Origin of the sequence: Methylophilus flavus (assembly GCF_042678905.1) — a bacterium.
Classification (GTDB): Bacteria; Pseudomonadota; Gammaproteobacteria; order Burkholderiales; family Methylophilaceae; genus Methylophilus; species Methylophilus flavus.
Genome location: NZ_JBHTLN010000001.1, coordinates 968,394 through 984,928 on the forward strand (window position 1 = coordinate 968,394; position 16,535 = coordinate 984,928).

The 16,535-nt window shown below is 50.1% G+C and carries 19 protein-coding genes and 2 tRNA genes; 6 read left to right on the top strand and 15 right to left on the bottom strand.

All coding sequences use genetic code 11. From position 1 onward, the window contains the following. Window positions 1-95 precede the first annotated feature (95 nt). A complete protein-coding gene (locus ACFQ2T_RS04535; RefSeq protein ID WP_379031102.1) occupies window positions 96-581 on the bottom strand; it encodes an EAL domain-containing protein in 486 nt (161 codons plus the stop codon). On the opposite strand from ACFQ2T_RS04535, the gene ACFQ2T_RS04540 reads away from it, so the two are divergent. Beyond that, entirely contained in the window at window positions 514-915 is a 402-nt protein-coding gene (locus tag ACFQ2T_RS04540) for a hypothetical protein (RefSeq protein ID WP_379033958.1), read from the top strand. The genes ACFQ2T_RS04535 and ACFQ2T_RS04540 overlap by 68 nt on opposite strands. A gap of 152 nt (window positions 916-1,067) precedes the next feature. Here ACFQ2T_RS04540 and ACFQ2T_RS04545 read toward each other — a convergent pair. The 10 genes from ACFQ2T_RS04545 to ACFQ2T_RS04590 all read right to left on the bottom strand — a co-directional run bounded on the left by ACFQ2T_RS04545 (window position 1,068) and on the right by ACFQ2T_RS04590 (window position 9,253). Further along, window positions 1,068-1,144, bottom strand: a tRNA-Pro gene (locus ACFQ2T_RS04545). Window positions 1,145-1,250: 106 nt separating this feature from the next. Beyond that, on the bottom strand, window positions 1,251-1,682 hold the full coding sequence (locus ACFQ2T_RS04550) for a MerR family transcriptional regulator (RefSeq protein WP_379031105.1): 432 nt from the start codon (window positions 1,680-1,682) through the stop codon (window positions 1,251-1,253). 14 nt (window positions 1,683-1,696) lie between these two features. Then, a complete protein-coding gene (locus ACFQ2T_RS04555; RefSeq protein ID WP_055826063.1) occupies window positions 1,697-2,011 on the bottom strand; it encodes an integration host factor subunit alpha in 315 nt (104 codons plus the stop codon). A 90-nt stretch (window positions 2,012-2,101) separates the two neighbouring features. Further along, window positions 2,102-4,450 carry a phenylalanine--tRNA ligase subunit beta gene (pheT, locus tag ACFQ2T_RS04560; RefSeq protein ID WP_379031107.1) on the bottom strand — a complete coding sequence of 783 codons (2,349 nt, stop codon included), beginning with the start codon at window positions 4,448-4,450 and terminating at the stop codon, window positions 2,102-2,104. 199 nt (window positions 4,451-4,649) lie between these two features. After that, entirely contained in the window at window positions 4,650-5,651 is a 1,002-nt protein-coding gene (gene pheS / locus ACFQ2T_RS04565) for a phenylalanine--tRNA ligase subunit alpha (protein ID WP_379031110.1), read from the bottom strand. 82 nt (window positions 5,652-5,733) lie between these two features. Beyond that, window positions 5,734-6,093 carry a 50S ribosomal protein L20 gene (gene rplT, locus ACFQ2T_RS04570; RefSeq protein WP_379031113.1) on the bottom strand — a complete coding sequence of 120 codons (360 nt, stop codon included), beginning with the start codon at window positions 6,091-6,093 and terminating at the stop codon, window positions 5,734-5,736. A gap of 10 nt (window positions 6,094-6,103) precedes the next feature. Further along, window positions 6,104-6,301, bottom strand: coding sequence for a 50S ribosomal protein L35 (rpmI, locus tag ACFQ2T_RS04575; protein WP_019881750.1), 198 nt, complete (start codon window positions 6,299-6,301; stop codon window positions 6,104-6,106). 102 nt (window positions 6,302-6,403) lie between these two features. Continuing rightward, a complete protein-coding gene (infC, locus tag ACFQ2T_RS04580; RefSeq protein WP_449288954.1) occupies window positions 6,404-6,988 on the bottom strand; it encodes a translation initiation factor IF-3 in 585 nt (194 codons plus the stop codon). Window positions 6,989-7,029: 41 nt separating this feature from the next. After that, window positions 7,030-8,952, bottom strand: coding sequence for a threonine--tRNA ligase (gene thrS / locus ACFQ2T_RS04585; protein WP_379031116.1), 1,923 nt, complete (start codon window positions 8,950-8,952; stop codon window positions 7,030-7,032). 224 nt (window positions 8,953-9,176) lie between these two features. After that, window positions 9,177-9,253: transfer RNA gene (locus ACFQ2T_RS04590), tRNA-Val, on the bottom strand. Between the two features lie 92 nt (window positions 9,254-9,345). Between ACFQ2T_RS04590 and ACFQ2T_RS04595 the strand changes: the two genes are divergently transcribed. Further along, window positions 9,346-10,014: a 2OG-Fe(II) oxygenase gene (locus ACFQ2T_RS04595; protein ID WP_379031118.1), complete on the top strand. Its 669-nt coding sequence runs from the start codon at window positions 9,346-9,348 to the stop codon at window positions 10,012-10,014. A gap of 38 nt (window positions 10,015-10,052) precedes the next feature. Here the strand turns inward: ACFQ2T_RS04595 and ACFQ2T_RS04600 are convergent, their stop codons facing one another. From ACFQ2T_RS04600 to ypfJ, 4 genes are read right to left on the bottom strand one after another with little or no spacing between them, the layout of a single operon-like run. Beyond that, window positions 10,053-11,279, bottom strand: coding sequence for a lytic murein transglycosylase (locus ACFQ2T_RS04600; RefSeq protein WP_379031121.1), 1,227 nt, complete (start codon window positions 11,277-11,279; stop codon window positions 10,053-10,055). Between the two features lie 32 nt (window positions 11,280-11,311). Further along, window positions 11,312-12,142: an NAD-dependent epimerase/dehydratase family protein gene (locus tag ACFQ2T_RS04605; protein ID WP_379031124.1), complete on the bottom strand. Its 831-nt coding sequence runs from the start codon at window positions 12,140-12,142 to the stop codon at window positions 11,312-11,314. Window positions 12,143-12,154: 12 nt separating this feature from the next. Further along, window positions 12,155-12,769 carry an NUDIX domain-containing protein gene (locus ACFQ2T_RS04610; RefSeq protein ID WP_379031126.1) on the bottom strand — a complete coding sequence of 205 codons (615 nt, stop codon included), beginning with the start codon at window positions 12,767-12,769 and terminating at the stop codon, window positions 12,155-12,157. A gap of 19 nt (window positions 12,770-12,788) precedes the next feature. Next, on the bottom strand, window positions 12,789-13,634 hold the full coding sequence (ypfJ, locus tag ACFQ2T_RS04615) for a KPN_02809 family neutral zinc metallopeptidase (RefSeq protein ID WP_379031129.1): 846 nt from the start codon (window positions 13,632-13,634) through the stop codon (window positions 12,789-12,791). 94 nt (window positions 13,635-13,728) lie between these two features. Between ypfJ and ACFQ2T_RS04620 the strand changes: the two genes are divergently transcribed. From ACFQ2T_RS04620 to ruvX, 4 genes are read left to right on the top strand one after another with little or no spacing between them, the layout of a single operon-like run. After that, window positions 13,729-14,322, top strand: a complete 594-nt coding sequence (locus ACFQ2T_RS04620) for a riboflavin synthase (RefSeq protein WP_379031131.1) — start codon at window positions 13,729-13,731, stop codon at window positions 14,320-14,322. Continuing rightward, window positions 14,322-15,431: a bifunctional 3,4-dihydroxy-2-butanone-4-phosphate synthase/GTP cyclohydrolase II gene (ribBA, locus tag ACFQ2T_RS04625; RefSeq protein ID WP_379031134.1), complete on the top strand. Its 1,110-nt coding sequence runs from the start codon at window positions 14,322-14,324 to the stop codon at window positions 15,429-15,431. Before ACFQ2T_RS04620 ends, ribBA begins: the two co-directional genes overlap by 1 nt. Then, window positions 15,428-16,033, top strand: coding sequence for a YqgE/AlgH family protein (locus ACFQ2T_RS04630; protein ID WP_379031137.1), 606 nt, complete (start codon window positions 15,428-15,430; stop codon window positions 16,031-16,033). Before ribBA ends, ACFQ2T_RS04630 begins: the two co-directional genes overlap by 4 nt. Beyond that, window positions 16,026-16,529, top strand: a complete 504-nt coding sequence (ruvX, locus tag ACFQ2T_RS04635) for a Holliday junction resolvase RuvX (RefSeq protein WP_379031140.1) — start codon at window positions 16,026-16,028, stop codon at window positions 16,527-16,529. The genes ACFQ2T_RS04630 and ruvX overlap by 8 nt, the downstream gene beginning before the upstream one ends. The last annotated feature ends 6 nt before the right edge of the window (window positions 16,530-16,535 follow it).

Here is a 16,535-nt window from a genome sequence, read left to right on the forward strand (position 1 = left end):
AACATCTGCCCAACGCATAGAAGCAATCAATATCACTATTGATTGCTTCTATGCCTGATAAGCCGACTTGATATTTTAAAACACCCACGAATACCTTATTCTGTAAGCACACACCATGCTTCTTCAAACGACCTCACTTGCACGGGTTCGGAAAAGTAAAAGCCCTGAAACAAGCTACTGCCCTCCTGAGTTAAATATTCAAACTGATGGATAGTTTCCACGCCTTCTGAAATCACGCGTATGCCCAGGCTTCTCGCAATGGCGATCACCGCAATAATGATGCTGTTCTTGCTCTTATTTGGAATCATGTCACGTACAAAAGATTGATCTATTTTGATGTAATCCACCGGCAGAATGGATAAGTATTTCAGTGAAGAGTAGCCGGTGCCAAACTCATCTAGTGACGATCCCAGCCCTAGTGCCTTCAACTCGCGCATTTTCTCGATCACAGAATCATCCTTAACTTCTTTGCTGTATGCTAATACCTGAAAGCTAATAGAGCGGAGGTCTATAGTGATAAGAGCAATAATTTTTCTGGTTGCTTTACTAACAACGTCATGCGCACAGCAATCGATCACCACAACAAATACTTATGAAAAGGCAATGCCGTTTTCCAAAGCCGAAATCAAAAAAGTTGAAGCCAATCAAGAGGGGGTCTGTGCGAAATATTCCGCTAAAGCAAACATTCGAATAAAGCGGATGAAAGCAATTAATGCATCTATGGATGAGCAAGGCTTAACGCAAAAGCAGAAAAATGAAAGGTATGATTATTTAATGTCACACCTTAATGACGGCTTGGAAGATTCCGAACAATGGAAAGATAAGTGTGATGCTTTGAATAACAAGCTTGATGAAATGTATAAGGCAAATCAAATAGCTGGCGATAAATACCTAGAACAGCGAACACGTAAATAGTAGAAGCGGTTATTAGCTTTCAGTAGGGGCAAGTAATTCTGATAATCCAACCTTCCACACTCGACAAACGACATGTTTTCAGCTGCATTTGATTTGGGATTTAGAGCCGTTTTCTTGAATAAAATGGAACACTTAATTTAATAAGTTTCCATTGGTCGGGACGGAGTGATTCGAACACTCGACCCCTTGCACCCCATGCAAGTGCGCTACCAGGCTGCGCTACGCCCCGACATTTGAATTCAGGCGGGAACCCGCCTGAAAAGAAGGCTGAATTATAAAACAAAACCGCATATTCGCTAAGCAGAATATGCGGTTTTAGGTATCGGGAAAGCCAATTAAACGGCGATTTTGAGCAAGTTGATTACCTGCTGTATTTGTTCTTTTAAGGCCAGGATATCGACAGAAGGTAATCTTGAAGCTTCGGCAGCAAGTGCGGCCGTGTTCAAGGTGGATGCAGTGGCAGACTCGGCTGCCAGACGACCGGCCTTCTCGGCTTTCTCGTCCACACCATCCAGGCGGTTACGGGCACCGCTGATGGTAAAACCCTGTTCATAAAGCAGCTCGCGAATCTTGCGGATCAGCAGCACTTCATGATGCTGGTAGTAGCGACGATTGCCACGGCGTTTGACAGGTTTCAACTGGGTGAACTCTTGTTCCCAGTAACGCAGCACATGCGGCTTCACACCACACAATTCGCTGACTTCACCAATGGTGAAATAACGTTTGGCGGGGATAGGCGGTAGCGTGATTTTTTGCGTTTCGACCATGTATAAATACTAAATTAAGCTTGTGCTTGCAAAGGTTGTTCTGCGTAATGTTCTTCTACCCGCAATTTCAATTTCTGGCTGGCATGGAAAGTCACTACACGACGTGCCGAAATTGGTATTTCTTCGCCTGTTTTTGGGTTACGGCCTGGACGCTCGGATTTGGTACGCAATTCAAAATTGCCAAATCCGGAAAGTTTTACGCTGTCTCCATTTTCCAGTGCATTACGTACTTCTTCAAAAAACGCTTCGACCATATCTTTGGCTTCACGCTTATTTAGTCCAACTTGTTCAAACAACAAGTCAGCCAAGTCAGCTTTTGTGAGTGTCATTAACGATCCCCTGAACCTTCTTATTATGTGAGATTACGCTAGTATCGAATTAACTGATATTCCTCGACTCACCGAGGAATATCCGAATAATTATCTTAGTACTGCAGAAAAATTCGATGACCAATTTTTGAGGATTTGTGACACGATTGTGTCCACTTCCTCATCGACCATAGTCTTGGCAGTATCTTGCATAAGTACAAGAAATGCAAGGCTTTTTTTGTTTTCCGGCACGCCTTTACCCTGATAAACATCGAACAATTTCACGCTTTGTAACTGTGGAATTTGCTCTGCAATAATGGCATTTATCATGTCCTGCGCAGAGATATTTTGGTCGACGACCATGGCCAGATCGCGACGCACCGGCAAGAATTTACTGACTTCCTGATAAGCAGGAACATGACTGATTTGAATGCTATCTGCATCGACTTCAAACAGGAAACAGGCCTGATTCAACTGGTATTGCTGCTGCCATTGCGGATGCAATTTACCCAGCCAGCCAACGGCTTTTTCACCAGCATAAATCCGGGCTGTCTGTCCCGGATGTAACGCCGGATGTTGCTCAGCTACAAAACGCACCGGCTGTGCGAACAAGGCCTCTACATGCGCTTTGGCATCGTAAAAATCGAACTGGCGTGCTGTAGTACCCCATTGCTCAGGTAATGCATTACCAAAACATAGCCCGGATAAGGTCAGGGTTTCAGCATAACCCTGTACCTGACGCTCATAACTGCTCCCCACTTCAAACAATAACGCACGCGATTGCTGGCGATTCAGGTTGTAGCTTAGGGTATCGAGTAAGCCGCCCCACAAACCAGAGCGCATCACGCTCAGATTGCTGGCAATCGGGTTCTTTAGGGCGATGGGTTGCTGGTTTCCGTACAGATCACGTTCCCATGCTGCATCGACAAAACTGTAGGTGACCACTTCCTGGTAGCCTTGCTGCACCATCACGTCACTCAAGTGATCAGTGTGGCGCTTGGCCTCCGGCGCAGTCAGCATGCCTTGTAAGGCGACTGGCGTTAAGGCAGGAATATGCTCGTAGCCATGCAGGCGTGCGACTTCTTCAATCAGGTCTTCTTCACGGGCAATATCAAAGCGGAAGCTAGGTGCACTCACCTTGAATACGCCGCCGGTTTCGCTATATACAAAACCAAGCTGGGTCAGCAACTGGCCGACTTGCGCAGAACTAATATCAATGCCTAGCACGGAAATCAAACGGTTGTAGCGCAAGCTCACCTGTTTGCGCTCTGGTAATTGGCTGGTACTTGCGGTGACTGGGCCGGCCTCGCCTCCACAGATTTCAAGCACGAGGGCAGTTGCGCGCTCCAGGGCTTGCAAGGTATTGCCAAAATCAACCCCACGCTCGAAGCGATAAGATGAATCTGTACTCAGGCCCAGACGACGTGCCTTACCCGCGATGGTATCCGGAGTGAAGAAAGCACTTTCAAGGAAAATAGCCTGTGTCGCATCGCTGACCGAGCTAGGCTTGCCGCCCATAATCCCGGCCAAAGCGACGGGGCCATCGGCATCGGCAATCACCAGGTCATCGGCTTTTAAAGTAATTTCAGTGTCGTTAAGCAGGGCCAGTTTTTCACCCGCTTGCGCAAAACGCACTTGAATATCGCCTTGCAACAAGTTCAGGTCAAATGCATGTAATGGCTGACCCAGTTCAAGCAATACATAGTTGGTGATATCCACCAGGGCACTGATGCTGCGTATCCCGCTGCGTTCCAGCCTGCGTATCATCCAATCAGGTGTAGCGGCTTGTGCATTCACGCCTTCGACCACTCTGCCGTAATAGGCAGGGCATGCTTCGCTGGCGTTGACAGTCACTGCCTTGCTCTGCTGGCTGGTAACCTCCGCTTCTTGGATGAATGGCGCATGAATAGGTGCGCCGGTCATGGCGACCACATCACGCGCGATGCCTAAGATACTTAAACAATCCGCACGGTTAGGAGTGAGTTTCAGCGTGTAGGTATGATCGTTCAGATCAAGATATTCGCGAATATTCTGGCCGACAGGCGCGTCGGCTGGCAACTCAAGAATACCGTTCGCTTCTGCTGCAATGCCCAGCTCTTTGGCCGAGCACATCATGCCAAATGACTCCACACCACGCACTTTGGCCTGTTTGATGCTGATACCAGGTAACTCTGCACCAACCAGTGCACAAGGCGCTTTCAGGCCAGCGCGGGCATTGGCTGCGCCACAGACAATTTGTAGTATTTCGCCACCCACGTTCACTTTACAGACCTGCAAGCGGTCAGCATCAGGGTGCTTAGCGGCTTCCAGGATTTCCGCTACCACAATGCGCTGGAAAGCGGGCGCCACTGGTGTCAGCTCTTCCACTTCCAGACCCGCCATCGTCAATGCGTGACCAAGCTGCGCTGTATCCAGCGCCGGGTTGACCATGGAGCGTAACCATTGTTCTGAAAACTGCATATTTTTATCTTTACCTATTTGATCAAGAAAACATGTAGCAAGTGGCTAGACAGGGAAATTGCTGCGTTGCACAGTACTCGGAACCAAGCCGTACTGTATGTACTGTCTTGATTCCTGCGTTCCGTGCGCCTTGCACTTTATCCCGCTCGCTCACTTATTTCATGTTTCCTCAGGTTTAAAAGTAACGGGCGCTTATTACTTATTTAATAAACTGCTGCAAAAAGCGCAGGTCATTATTAAAGAAATGGCGCAAATCATTCACGCCATAACGCAACATTGCCAGACGCTCAACGCCCAGGCCAAAGGCAAAACCACGATATTTTTCGCTATCGATATTCACGTGCTTGAGCACTTCTGGGTGCACCATGCCGCAACCACCGATTTCCAGCCATCCACCATTCCAGCTCATATCCATCTCGGCAGAAGGCTCGGTAAACGGGAAGAATGACGGACGGAAACGCACCGTCAGGTCATCGCGCTCAAAGAATTTTTGCAGGAAATCCTGTACCACGCCTTTGAGGTTAGCAAAGCTGATCTGCTCATCCACCCACAGACCTTCCACCTGGTGGAACATCGGGGAATGCGTGGCATCTGAATCGACACGATAGACACGGCCAGGCGCAATAATCTTCAGCGGAGGCGTGTTGCTTTCCATGTAATGCACTTGTACTGGAGAAGTGTGCGTACGCAACACGTGTTCCATACTGTCAGTGCCGTTATCTACGTAAAACGTATCGTGCATGGCACGCGCCGGATGATTATCCGGAATATTCAGCGCGGTGAAATTATAAAAATCGGTTTCAATTTCAGGGCCATTGGCCACGCTGAAACCGATAGAATGAAACAGTTCTTCTACCCGGCGTAACGTCAGCGTCACAGGGTGCAAACCACCTGCAGACTGGGCTCTTGCCGGCAATGTTACATCTATGCTCTCACTCGCCAGCTGCTTAGCTTGCTCTGCCGCCATAATGCTGTCGCGGCGTGCATTCAGTGCCTGCTCAACCGCTTGTTTAACCACATTAATCGCAGCACCTGCTGCCGGACGCTCTTCCGCAGAAAGTTTACCCAAGCCTTTAAGGGCTTCGGTCAATGCGCCAGACTTACCCAAATATTTGGCTTTGGCATTTTCCAGGGCAGGCACATCATGACAGTTAGCAAAGTCTTGCTGTGCTTCTGCGATTAAGGGATTGAGATCGGCCATAGGTATATTTTCTAGCAATTTTATTTTGTACAGCGATTGAATAAAAAAAAGAGGCCGCAGCCTCTTTTTTCGTTAGGTCAGACTAGGCGCTTAAACCTGATTTTGCCAATTCTACGAATTTAGCGAAAGCAGCTTTATCAAATACAGCCAGGTCAGCCAGCACTTTACGGTCTACTTCAACCGCAGCTTTTTTCAAGCCATTCATGAAACGGCTATATGTCAAACCAGCTTCACGCGCTGCAGCGTTGATACGCGCAATCCACAGGGTGCGGAACTGGCGTTTTTTCTGACGACGGTCACGGTATGCGTATTGACCGGCCTTCATCACCGCCTGTTTGGCAACGCGGTAAACGTTCTTACGACGGCCACGGTAGCCTTTGGCTGCTTTTAAAACTTTCTTGTGTCTTGCGCGGGCTATGACGCCACGTTTTACTCTAGGCATATCGGTCTCCTTATTGTGTTGGCATCATTGCGCGAACGCGTTTGACATCAGTTGCAGAAATAATGGAAGTACCGCGCAGTTTACGTTTTTGCTTGGTGGTTTTCTTGGTCAGGATATGGCGCAAGTGAGAGTGTGTACGCTTCACTTTACCGTTACCCAAGAACTTGAAGCGCTTTTTGGCGCTGCTCTTTGTTTTCATCTTTGGCATTTTGGTCTCCTTAGAGGTTGAATAGAGAGTAACTAGGCAGCCAATTTAGCCGTATTACTCCAAAAAAACTTTATGTATTGCTTTAAACTTTTAGCGCTGAATTTATTCAGCGGCTGGTGTTTCTTTTTCAGCAGGTTTATCTGCTTTTTTCACGACTGGTATCGCTTTCTTTGCCGGTGCAAGCACCATCACCATCTGGCGGCCTTCCATTTTAGGATATTGCTCAACCAGTGCATGCTCTGACAAATCTGCTTCCAGACGTTTTAACAGTGCCAAACCAAATTCCTGGTGTGTAATCTCACGCCCACGGAAGCGCAAAGTAATCTTTGCTTTATCACCATCGCCCAAAAAGCGGATGATATTTCTTAACTTGATGTTGTAATCGCCATCATCGGTGCCTGGCCTGAATTTGACCTCTTTAATTTGCACCTGTTTTTGTTTCAGCTTTTGCTCATGCAGACGTTTGCTCTCGGCGTATTTGAATTTGCCATAATCCATCAAACGGCACACTGGTGGTGCGGCATTTGGTGCAATTTCAACAATATCAATATCAGCTTCTTCCGCTTTGGCAAAGGCCTCTCTGAGAGTCATCACACCTAACGGTTCGCCATCTACACCAACTAAACGCACTTGTGGCGCAGTAATATCGCCATTGATGCGTGTATCTTTATCTTGAGCTATAACAATCCCCTAAACAAACAAACAAAGCCGCACAGCACCTGAGAAAATCAGACCTTGCTTTGGATGTCTTGCTGCACACGCGCTACAAACGCGTCTACCGTCATCACACCCAGATCTTCACCTTTTCTGGTACGTACGGCCACTTGACCATTTTGCATTTCCTTGTCGCCCACCACAATCAGGTATGGCAACTTCTGCAAACTATGTTCGCGTATTTTATAGGTAATCTTCTCATTTCTCAAGTCAAAATCGCATCGGATGCCATTTTTCTTCAAACTTTCAACTACTTGGCGCACATAATCGGCTTGACCATCAGAAATATTCAGGACCATTACCTGTACCGGCGCCAACCAGGCCGGCATCGCGCCAGCAAAGTTTTCAATCAGGATACCAAGGAAACGCTCCATGGAACCGACGATGGCACGGTGCAGCATAATCGGGCGCTGGCGCGAATTATCTTCTGCCACATATTCCGCACCCAGGCGCTCTGGCAGGTTAGGGTCAAGCTGGATGGTACCGCATTGCCACATCCTGCCCAGTGAGTCTTTCAATGTAAACTCGATTTTCGGGCCATAGAAAGCACCCTCGCCTGGCTGGTATTCAAATTCCAGGCCATTTGCTTTAATCGCATTCGCCAATGCAGTTTCCGCCATATCCCAGGCTTCTTCAGTACCTACGCGCTTCTCAGGACGGGTAGACAACTTGACGATCACATCATCAAAACCAAAGTCTTTATAGACCTCGTACAGCATCTTGATAAAGTCGGCCACTTCGGCTTCGACTTGCGATTCCATACAGAAAATATGCGCATCATCCTGGGTAAAGCCACGTACACGCATCAGGCCATGCAGGGAACCTGAAGGCTCGTTACGATGGCAGGAACCGAATTCAGCCAGGCGCAAAGGCAGGTCACGATAGCTATGCAGGCTGCTGTTGAAAATCTGGATATGACCAGGACAGTTCATCGGCTTCACTGCGTAATCGCGGCTTTCCGACTGCGTCACAAACATATTGTCGCGGTAATTCTGCCAGTGGCCGGATTTTTCCCACAGGGTCTTATCCAGCACTGTCGGCGTACGCACTTCCTGGTAGTCGTACTCTTTGAATTTGGCACGCATGTATTGCTCGACTTCTTGCCAGATCACCCAGCCACGCGGATGCCAGAACACCATACCAGGCGCATCTTCCTGCATATGGTAGAAATCAAGCTGCTTGCCCAACTTACGGTGGTCGCGCTTCTCGGCTTCTTCCAGCATATGCAGATAAGCTTCCAGCTCATCCTTATTACGCCAGGCAGTACCATAGACACGCTGCAACATCTCGTTGTTACTATCACCACGCCAATAAGCGCCAGCCAGTTTCATCAATTTAAATGCTTTTAATTTGCCGGTATTCGGCACGTGCGGGCCGCGACACAAATCGGTAAAGTTACCTTCGCCATATAAAGAAACATCTTCATTACTTGGGATGCTGGCAATGATTTCTGCTTTGTAATGCTCGTTGATACTTTTGAAATAGGCTACGGCTTCATCGCGCGGCAATACGGTGCGCTCAACTTTTTCGTCCTTTTTAGCCAGCTCAACCATTTTCTTTTCAATCGCTACCAAATCGTCCGGTGTAAACGGGCGCTTATAGCTAAAGTCATAGTAAAAGCCATTTTCAATCACAGGACCAATAGTTACCTGCGCATCAGGAAATAATTCTTTGACCGCATAAGCCAATAAGTGAGCGGTGGAATGACGGATCACCTCCAGGCCCTCTTCATTTTTGTCGGTGATAATCGCGAGATCCACGTCCTGCTCGATCAGGTAACTGGTATCCACCAGTTTAGCCTCTTGTCCTGGATGCGTGACCTTGCCTGCCAAAGCGGCTTTTGCCAGCCCAGCACCAATATTCATCGCAACATCAGCCACGGTCACCGAATTCTCAAAGCTTCGGGTGGACCCATCAGGCAAGCGTATTACAGGCATGTATTCTCTCTCGAAAGGTTAAAATCACTAATAAAACAAGCGCATGGCACTGCTTCGTGACCAAACGAACATTATCGCACAGCGCGTGAAAAGTCTGCAACGGAACGGCTCACCAAAGTTGAAGCGACAGTCAAGCGTCATTAAGCTGGTTGATTGAAGCGTAGAAAATGCGAATCCAGTCCAAAAACAAAAAAGCCACCTCGTCTGAGGTGGCTTTTAATATCTGGTAGTCGCGAATGGACTCGAACCATCGACCCCCACCATGTCAAGGTGGTGCTCTAACCAGCTGAGCTACGCGACTATAAATTCACAGTCATGCTGCAAATCAATAAGGTTGCGCATTCTATCCGAAAGCATGCGGATAGGCAATGGTATCGGGCCTATAATATCGCTATGAATCACATTGCTTTTACTCCTGCCCCGCTGCCTGAAGAGGTGGCGGATCCGTTACTGGATGCTCTAACTCGCCAGCATTACTGCGTGATTGACCAGTTTATTCCAGCTGACTTAATCGCATCCCTGCGCGACCTGGCGCTGACACGCCAGCAAGCGGGCTTCATGCACCAGGCAGGTACCAGCAAATCTGCCATCACCAACCCGGCCTTGCGCGGCGACCAGATCGCCTGGCTGGATGAAAGTGATCCGCATCCGGCACTGCGCAAATACTTTGCGTTATTAAGCAAATTGCAGCAGTTGGTGAATAGAAATTTAATGATGGGGCTGGATACTGTCGAAACGCATTTTGCCATCTACCCGGCCGGTTCCTCTGGCTATGCCACGCATATTGATCAATTCCAGCAGCATAGCCCAGGTCCAGTATCTGGCAGCAGAGCGCTCACGTTGATTATCTATTTAAATGAAGGCTGGCCGGAAGAAGCTGGCGGAGAATTACGTTTATATACCGGCCAGCATACTGCGCAACCTTTGCCAGAGGCTGCTCATATCGACATCTCACCGACAGGGGGCAGGCTGGTACTGTTTTTATCGGACAGATTCTGGCATACCGTGTTACCTGCCAAGCAAGCCCGACTGAGTGTGACCGGCTGGTTTAAAACCCGCTAATCAATTAAACCTGCTGATCTATTTATTGCCCGGCTGACCTACTCACCGATGGGTGCGTTATATATCGTTTCTGCCGTCAGACGGTTAAATATAGCTATGCCGGGATAGCCATCCTGCGGTAGTTGTTGCGTAGCCTGGTAACGGCGGATGGCGGCCTGCGTTTTGCCACCGGGAAAACCATCCGGTGTACCGCTATCAAAGCCTTTCGCGTTCAGTGCTTCCTGCAATGTCCACATTTGCTGGTAACTCAGGGCGGGCGGTTCAGGCGGCATAGCCAGAGTATATATATCCTGTCGTAACTGCTGGCTCAGCAGGCTCACGCTCAGTGCATAATTCACCGAGCGATTCCATTGCATGATCACATCGAAATTCGGGAACACCATATAGGCAGGGCCATCAAAGCCTTGTGGCAAGATAATCGCTGCTTGCGGCAAACTCAGTGCACTGTCAGGCACGCCAACCACACCCAGCCTCACCCATTCACTGACTGGTTTATACAGCTGCAACTGCGCCTGGCTATAATCGAATCCCGGCGGCAGTGCCACCAGCATACTGATGGGTTTGTCCGCTTGCCAACCCGCCTGTGATAAATAGTTGGCCGCTGAACTGAATATATCCGGATACGAACCCCAAATATCAATTTTGCCGTCGGCATCTGCATCGACGCCATACTTAAGCAAAGTACTCGGCATAAACTGCATATGCCCGGTAGCGCCTGCCCAGGAACCGGTGACCGGGCTATCATACCGGTGCTCGCGCTCGACCACGCGCATCAGGTTCAGCAACTCGCGTTTGAAAAATTCGGCACGCCGCCCTTCATAAGATAAGGTCGCCAGCGCAGAGGCCAGCGGAATATCCCCCATAAAGCCGCCAAAATTGGTTTCCAGTCCCCAGAATGCCACCAAGACTTCTTTGGGCACCTGGTACAACTCTTCGACGACATACAGCACGCCCTGATAGTCCTGCAGCATCTGCTTGCCTTTGTTGACCACACGCTGGTTGATGCGGCGGTTCACATAAGCTGAAAAACTGGTGACAAACTCAGGTTGTTTACGGTCCAGTTCAATCACTTTTGGCAGATAAGTCACCTGGCTGAGGGTGACGTCAACTGCTTGCGGCGCAATATGTAAAGCCAGCGCCTCTTGTTTTAATGCCGCAACCCAGGCTGGAAAACCTTCGCCATCATCAGCGCTGGTCAGCGCACTGCTTAATAGCAGCCCGGTCATGAGTAATGCTTTCAAGCTTGCACCTAATTTTTCCTGCATGGTTTTTCCTGCATGGATGAATGAGATGGCCATCATTGATTGTCAGCCAATATTGCGGCATAGCCTGCCTGATAGTCGGCAAACTTTAACTTGAAACCGCTTTGTGGCAAAAACTGGTTGGTGATGCGCTTGCCTGATTGCGGCTGCAAAGGCGGTGTTTCCGGTAACGGCACTTGCAACTGCTTGGCCATCCACTGCAATACCTCGTGCTGCAAAGCAGGCACGCCATCGGTGATGATGCAATGCGCTGGCAAAACCACGTCATTGGCGAGTAGTTCATACAGATGCACGACGGCACGCGCTGCATCCAGCTCATGAATACGGTTAGTCCAGTGCGACTGTTTTGGCCAGCGGGCTTTATCCTGAACCGCGCGTAACAAATATAAGCGTTTCGGACCATAAATGCCTGACAGGCGCAGGGCAGAATGTCCGCAAGGTAGCTCATACAGCAAGCGCTCGGCATCCAGCATCACCTGCCCATCCACATCTGCGGGGGCTACGGCAGTGCTGTCATCAACAAACTCGCCCTGATGTTCCCCGTAAATGCCGGTGCTGGAAATAAAAAATACATGACGTAACGCTGATTTAGACATATGTGCCAACACGTTTTTCAAACCCTGCACATAGGTTTGCTGGTAAGACTGCCCTTCTACTGGCGCCAGGCAATACAACAGGATTTCAGGCTGCAATTCAGCAAGCTCGGCTAACGCTCCATCGGCAACCACATCCAGGTGCAATACCTGCGCCCCTTCCGGCACCCCCTGTTTGGAACGACGGACTATCGTCAGATCATGTCCATGCGTGAGGGTTTCTTGCGCAATCAACGTACCCAATCCACCACAGCCTATCTGCAATACTTTCATTCACAACACTTTCTAAACACTAAATCCTGAAACGGGATGCTGACGCAAATAACGCTCTGCCAGCAACATGGCACCCATGGTTTTACTATCCGTAATGTCGCCGTTTTCAATCGCTTGCATCACGTTTGCAAATGGCCACACAAATACATCCATCGCCTCATCTATATCTCTGGCATGCTCACCCAGCGTCAGGCCCGTGGCCAGATAAATATGAATGACCTCATTCGAATAGCCAATGCACGGATGCTGGATGCCTAACTTCACCCATGTATTGCCGCTGTAACCGGTTTCTTCCAGCAATTCGCGTTGCCCGGTATGCAATACAGCTTCTCCGTGATCAATTTTACCGGCGGGTAACTCTATAAATACTTGCTTGAGGGGGTAGCGAAACTGCCTTTCCAGCACCACCCCGCCGTCTTCGGTCAGCGCAACAACGACCACAGCGCCTGGGTGGGTGACATATTCACGGCCACTGATGGTGCCATTAGGTAAACGTGCTTCGTCGTAGCGCACAGTCAGCATTTTGCCTTGCGCCAGAATCTCGCTGGAAACAGTGGTTTCAATTAAATGCTGGTCGCCTGGATGATCACTTGCAGATGCTGGTGAAGAATTACCTTGTTGGGTCATGCCTTAAATTCCATACTACCTATACCGAATGTTTGAAAGTATTGCAGTCGTTGACACTGCCGGATTGCAGCCCGGTTTTAAACCATTGCACGCGCTGCTCCGCACTGCCATGGGTAAAACTGTCAGGCACGGCATAACCGCGCGCCTGCTTTTGCAAGGTGTCATCGCCAATGGCGGTCGCTGCGCGCAATGCTTCTTCAATATCGCCGTCTTCCAGGATACGGAACTGCTGGTTGGCATGATGCGCCCACACACCAGCGTAGCAGTCAGCCTGCAATTCCAGTTTGACAGAGTAAGCATTGGCATCAGCTTCCGAGCCAGCCTGCTGCCTGGCCTGCTGCACTTTTTGTGAAGTCCCCAGCAGATTTTGTACGTGGTGGCCGACTTCATGCGCAATCACATAAGCCTGCGCAAAGTCGCCAGGCGCCTTGAAACGCTCCTGCAGTTCCTGGTAAAAGCTCAGGTCGATATATACCTTCTGGTCAGCCGGGCAATAAAATGGCCCCATTGCTGCCTGGCCTTGCCCACAGGCAGTTTGCGTGGCGCCACCGAAAATTTCCAGGTTAGGCGCGCTGTACTGCTTTCCTGCCGAGGTGAATATGGTTTGCCAGACCTGCTCGGTACTCCACAATACTTTGGAGACAAACTTCACTTTCGGGTCATTGCTATCAGCAGGGGCCGCTGAAGTTTGCGCAGCGGGTTGTGCTTGTTGCGCCAGGTTTAAAACCAGATTGGGGTCCACGCCAAAATACATCGCCACCAGTGCGATGGCAATCGTGCCTATGCCGATACTGCGGCCACCGATCAGGCCACTGCCACGGCTGTCTTCAACATGCTGACTGTCTTCCAGATCATCTAAACGCATATGCTCACCCGGACAAGTATGAAAAAGTATTGGATTATGAAAAATGTTGCGGGAATGTGATTACTTTAGCATGCAGCACTGATAAAATCACACCATGTTCACAGGGATTATTCAAACCGTCGGCCATATCGCCGACGTAGTCACGCACGGCGACGATTGCGCATTACGTATCGAAGCTTCCGATTTAGGCCTGCAAGATGTACAGCTGGGTGATAGCATCGCCGTCAATGGCGTATGCCTGACCGTCACCAGCCTGGACCACAACACTTTCGAGGTCATGGCATCCAAAGTTACGCTGGAAGTCACCACCGGGCTGGGTAAACCGGGGCCGGTGAATCTGGAGAAAGCCTTGCGGCTGGCTGACCGTCTTGGCGGGCATCTTGTCACCGGTCATGTAGATGGCGTAGGTACCATTACGGCTTTAGAACCCGTCGGCGAATGCTGGCTGCTCAAAGTGCGCGCACCGCATGCACTAAGCAAATATATCGCACAAAAAGGCTCGTTGTGTGTGAACGGAGTAAGCTTGACGGTAAACGCCATCACCCAGGATGAAGCCAGCATCAACCTGATTCCCCACACCATGCAACATACTGTTATGCAGTTTGCCAAACCCGGAGACGCAGTGAATCTGGAAATTGATTTAATCGCGCGTTACGTTGAGCGCATGCAAGCCTGGGAGCAGGAATAATGTCGGCACAGATCAGTACTATCGAAGCGATTATTGCCGATATCCGTGCGGGAAAAATGGTCATCCTGGTGGATGACGAGCACAGGGAAAATGAAGGCGACTTCGTGATTGCTGCCGAATTCGTCACCGCAGAACATATCAACTTTATGGCCAAGTATGGCCGGGGCCTGATTTGCCTGACGCTGACCGAACAACGTTGCCGACAGCTGAATCTGCCGCCGATGACACGCAAAAACGGTACGCGACTGGGCACCAACTTCACTGTTTCGATTGAGGCGGCAGAAGGCGTGACAACCGGCATTTCAGCCGCTGATCGAGCCACGACTATCCGCGCAGCCATTGCCAAGAATGCCAAAGCCAGCGACATTGTCAGCCCGGGTCATATTTTCCCGATCGGCGCCATGAATGGCGGCGTACTGGTGCGCGCAGGACACACGGAAGCGGGATGTGACCTGGCGCAACTGGCGGGCTGCGAGCCTGCCAGCGTCATCTGCGAGATCCTGAAAGACGATGGTGAAATGGCGCGCCTGCCGGATTTAATGCAGGTGGCTGCCGAGCATGATATCCGCATCGGCACCATTGCTGACCTGATTCATTACCGCGCAGCGCATGAAACCCTGATTGAACGCAGTGCCGAACGCAAGATTGAAACGGCTTTCGGACCCATGCAACTGATCGCCTACCGTGACAATATCGCACAGGAAACACATCTGGTGCTGGTCAAAGGCGATCCGCAAACTGCGGAAGAAACCCTGGTGCGTGTGCATGAGCCTTTGTCTATGATTGATTTGCTGGATAGCAGCCATCAGTCGCATAGCTGGAATCTGTTACAAGCCATGCGTACCATCAGCAATGCGCCGTGTGGAGTGATTGTGCTGATTAACCATGATGAAGATGGCCTGGGACTGACCGACCGCATTTTGCGGGCTGACCAGAAAATCACGCTCAACCAGGAATTGCGGAATTACGGCATCGGCTCACAGATCTTGCTAAACCTGGGCGTGAAAAAAATGCGCCTGATGGCAGCACCGCGCAAGATGCCAAGCATGGATGGTTTCGGCCTTGAAATTACCGGTTACCTCAGCGAAGAAGAAGCGCCACCCTTATGAGTGAACAATTACCTTTGTCCGAGATCAGCGAAAGACTAAACCTCACTGGCCAGATCCTCATCGCCATGCCAGCCATGCAAGACCCCTATTTCAGCAAAAGTGTGATCCTGATTTGCAGCCACGATGATGATGGCGCCATGGGCATGATCCTCAACCATCCGCTGCAACTCAATGTTGGCGACCTGTTTGAGCAACTGGATATGGCTTGTGACGCCCCGCATCAGCAGGATAGACTGGTGCATTTTGGTGGACCGGTGCAGGTCGAGCGCGGTTTTGTGTTGCATACACCTGCCACAGAATTCAACACCACGCTGGGTTTGTCCGAAGGACTGGCAATGACGTCTTCCAAGGACATCCTGGAAGCAGCAGCCCGCGACCAGGCGCCACAGGATATGTTTATCGCCCTCGGTTACACCGGCTGGTCTTCCGGTCAGCTGGAGGATGAGATCCAGGCTAATGCCTGGCTCACTTTACCGCTGGAAGACAGCGAAAATCTGCATAAACTCATCTTCACCCTGCCTAACGATGACAAAGTGCTATGGGCCATGCAGCAACTTGGGGTGGATTATGCCACCCTGTCCGAGGTGGCCGGGCATGCCTGAAGCGCTCAAGCACGGCAAGCAACCCCTGAATCAAAGCCATCTGCCTATTAGAGAACGCCGTTACCCTGATATCAGCGGCACCATACTCGCGTTCGACTTTGGTGAAAAGCGCATAGGCGTGGCAGTCGGCGAAACCTTGCTTAGCCTGGCACATCCTTTACTAACCATAGACGCGGAAGAGAATACCGCAAAGTTTGAGCAGATAACGTCGCTGTTGCAGGAATGGCAACCGGCATTGCTGATTGTCGGCCTGCCCATGACCATGGACGGCGACGCCCACGCCATGACCGCCCTGGCACAAAAATTCGCCCAGCGGCTGGAAGGCCGTTTTAACCTGCCGGTGATGATGATAGATGAACGCCTGACCTCGGCCGAAGCCGCGCAGTCACTGCGCGAGGCAGGCATTACCGGCCGTGCGCAAAAACAACATTTGGACCAGGTTGCCGCACAAACTATATTACAATCTTACTTTGATACCTATCACTCACGTTCATAGCACAGG

Bases quoted from the DNA above. Each gene is read 5' to 3' on its own strand.
- ACFQ2T_RS04630 (WP_379031137.1), top strand. From the start codon at position 15,428: ATGAGTGAACAATTACCTTTGTCCGAGATCAGCGAAAGACTAAACCTC.
- pheT (WP_379031107.1), bottom strand. From the start codon at position 4,450: ATGCAGTTTTCAGAACAATGGTTACGCTCCATGGTCAACCCGGCGCTG.
- ACFQ2T_RS04600 (WP_379031121.1), bottom strand. From the start codon at position 11,279: ATGCAGGAAAAATTAGGTGCAAGCTTGAAAGCATTACTCATGACCGGG.
- ACFQ2T_RS04620 (WP_379031131.1), top strand. From the start codon at position 13,729: ATGTTCACAGGGATTATTCAAACCGTCGGCCATATCGCCGACGTAGTC.
- thrS (WP_379031116.1), bottom strand. From the start codon at position 8,952: ATGCCTGTAATACGCTTGCCTGATGGGTCCACCCGAAGCTTTGAGAAT.
- ACFQ2T_RS04605 (WP_379031124.1), bottom strand. From the start codon at position 12,142: ATGAAAGTATTGCAGATAGGCTGTGGTGGATTGGGTACGTTGATTGCG.
- ACFQ2T_RS04555 (WP_055826063.1), bottom strand. From the start codon at position 2,011: ATGACACTCACAAAAGCTGACTTGGCTGACTTGTTGTTTGAACAAGTT.
- ACFQ2T_RS04550 (WP_379031105.1), bottom strand. From the start codon at position 1,682: ATGGTCGAAACGCAAAAAATCACGCTACCGCCTATCCCCGCCAAACGT.
- ACFQ2T_RS04595 (WP_379031118.1), top strand. From the start codon at position 9,346: ATGAATCACATTGCTTTTACTCCTGCCCCGCTGCCTGAAGAGGTGGCG.
- ypfJ (WP_379031129.1), bottom strand. From the start codon at position 13,634: ATGCGTTTAGATGATCTGGAAGACAGTCAGCATGTTGAAGACAGCCGT.
- ruvX (WP_379031140.1), top strand. From the start codon at position 16,026: ATGCCTGAAGCGCTCAAGCACGGCAAGCAACCCCTGAATCAAAGCCAT.
- ribBA (WP_379031134.1), top strand. From the start codon at position 14,322: ATGTCGGCACAGATCAGTACTATCGAAGCGATTATTGCCGATATCCGT.
- rplT (WP_379031113.1), bottom strand. From the start codon at position 6,093: ATGCCTAGAGTAAAACGTGGCGTCATAGCCCGCGCAAGACACAAGAAA.
- ACFQ2T_RS04610 (WP_379031126.1), bottom strand. From the start codon at position 12,769: ATGACCCAACAAGGTAATTCTTCACCAGCATCTGCAAGTGATCATCCA.
- pheS (WP_379031110.1), bottom strand. From the start codon at position 5,651: ATGGCCGATCTCAATCCCTTAATCGCAGAAGCACAGCAAGACTTTGCT.
- rpmI (WP_019881750.1), bottom strand. From the start codon at position 6,301: ATGCCAAAGATGAAAACAAAGAGCAGCGCCAAAAAGCGCTTCAAGTTC.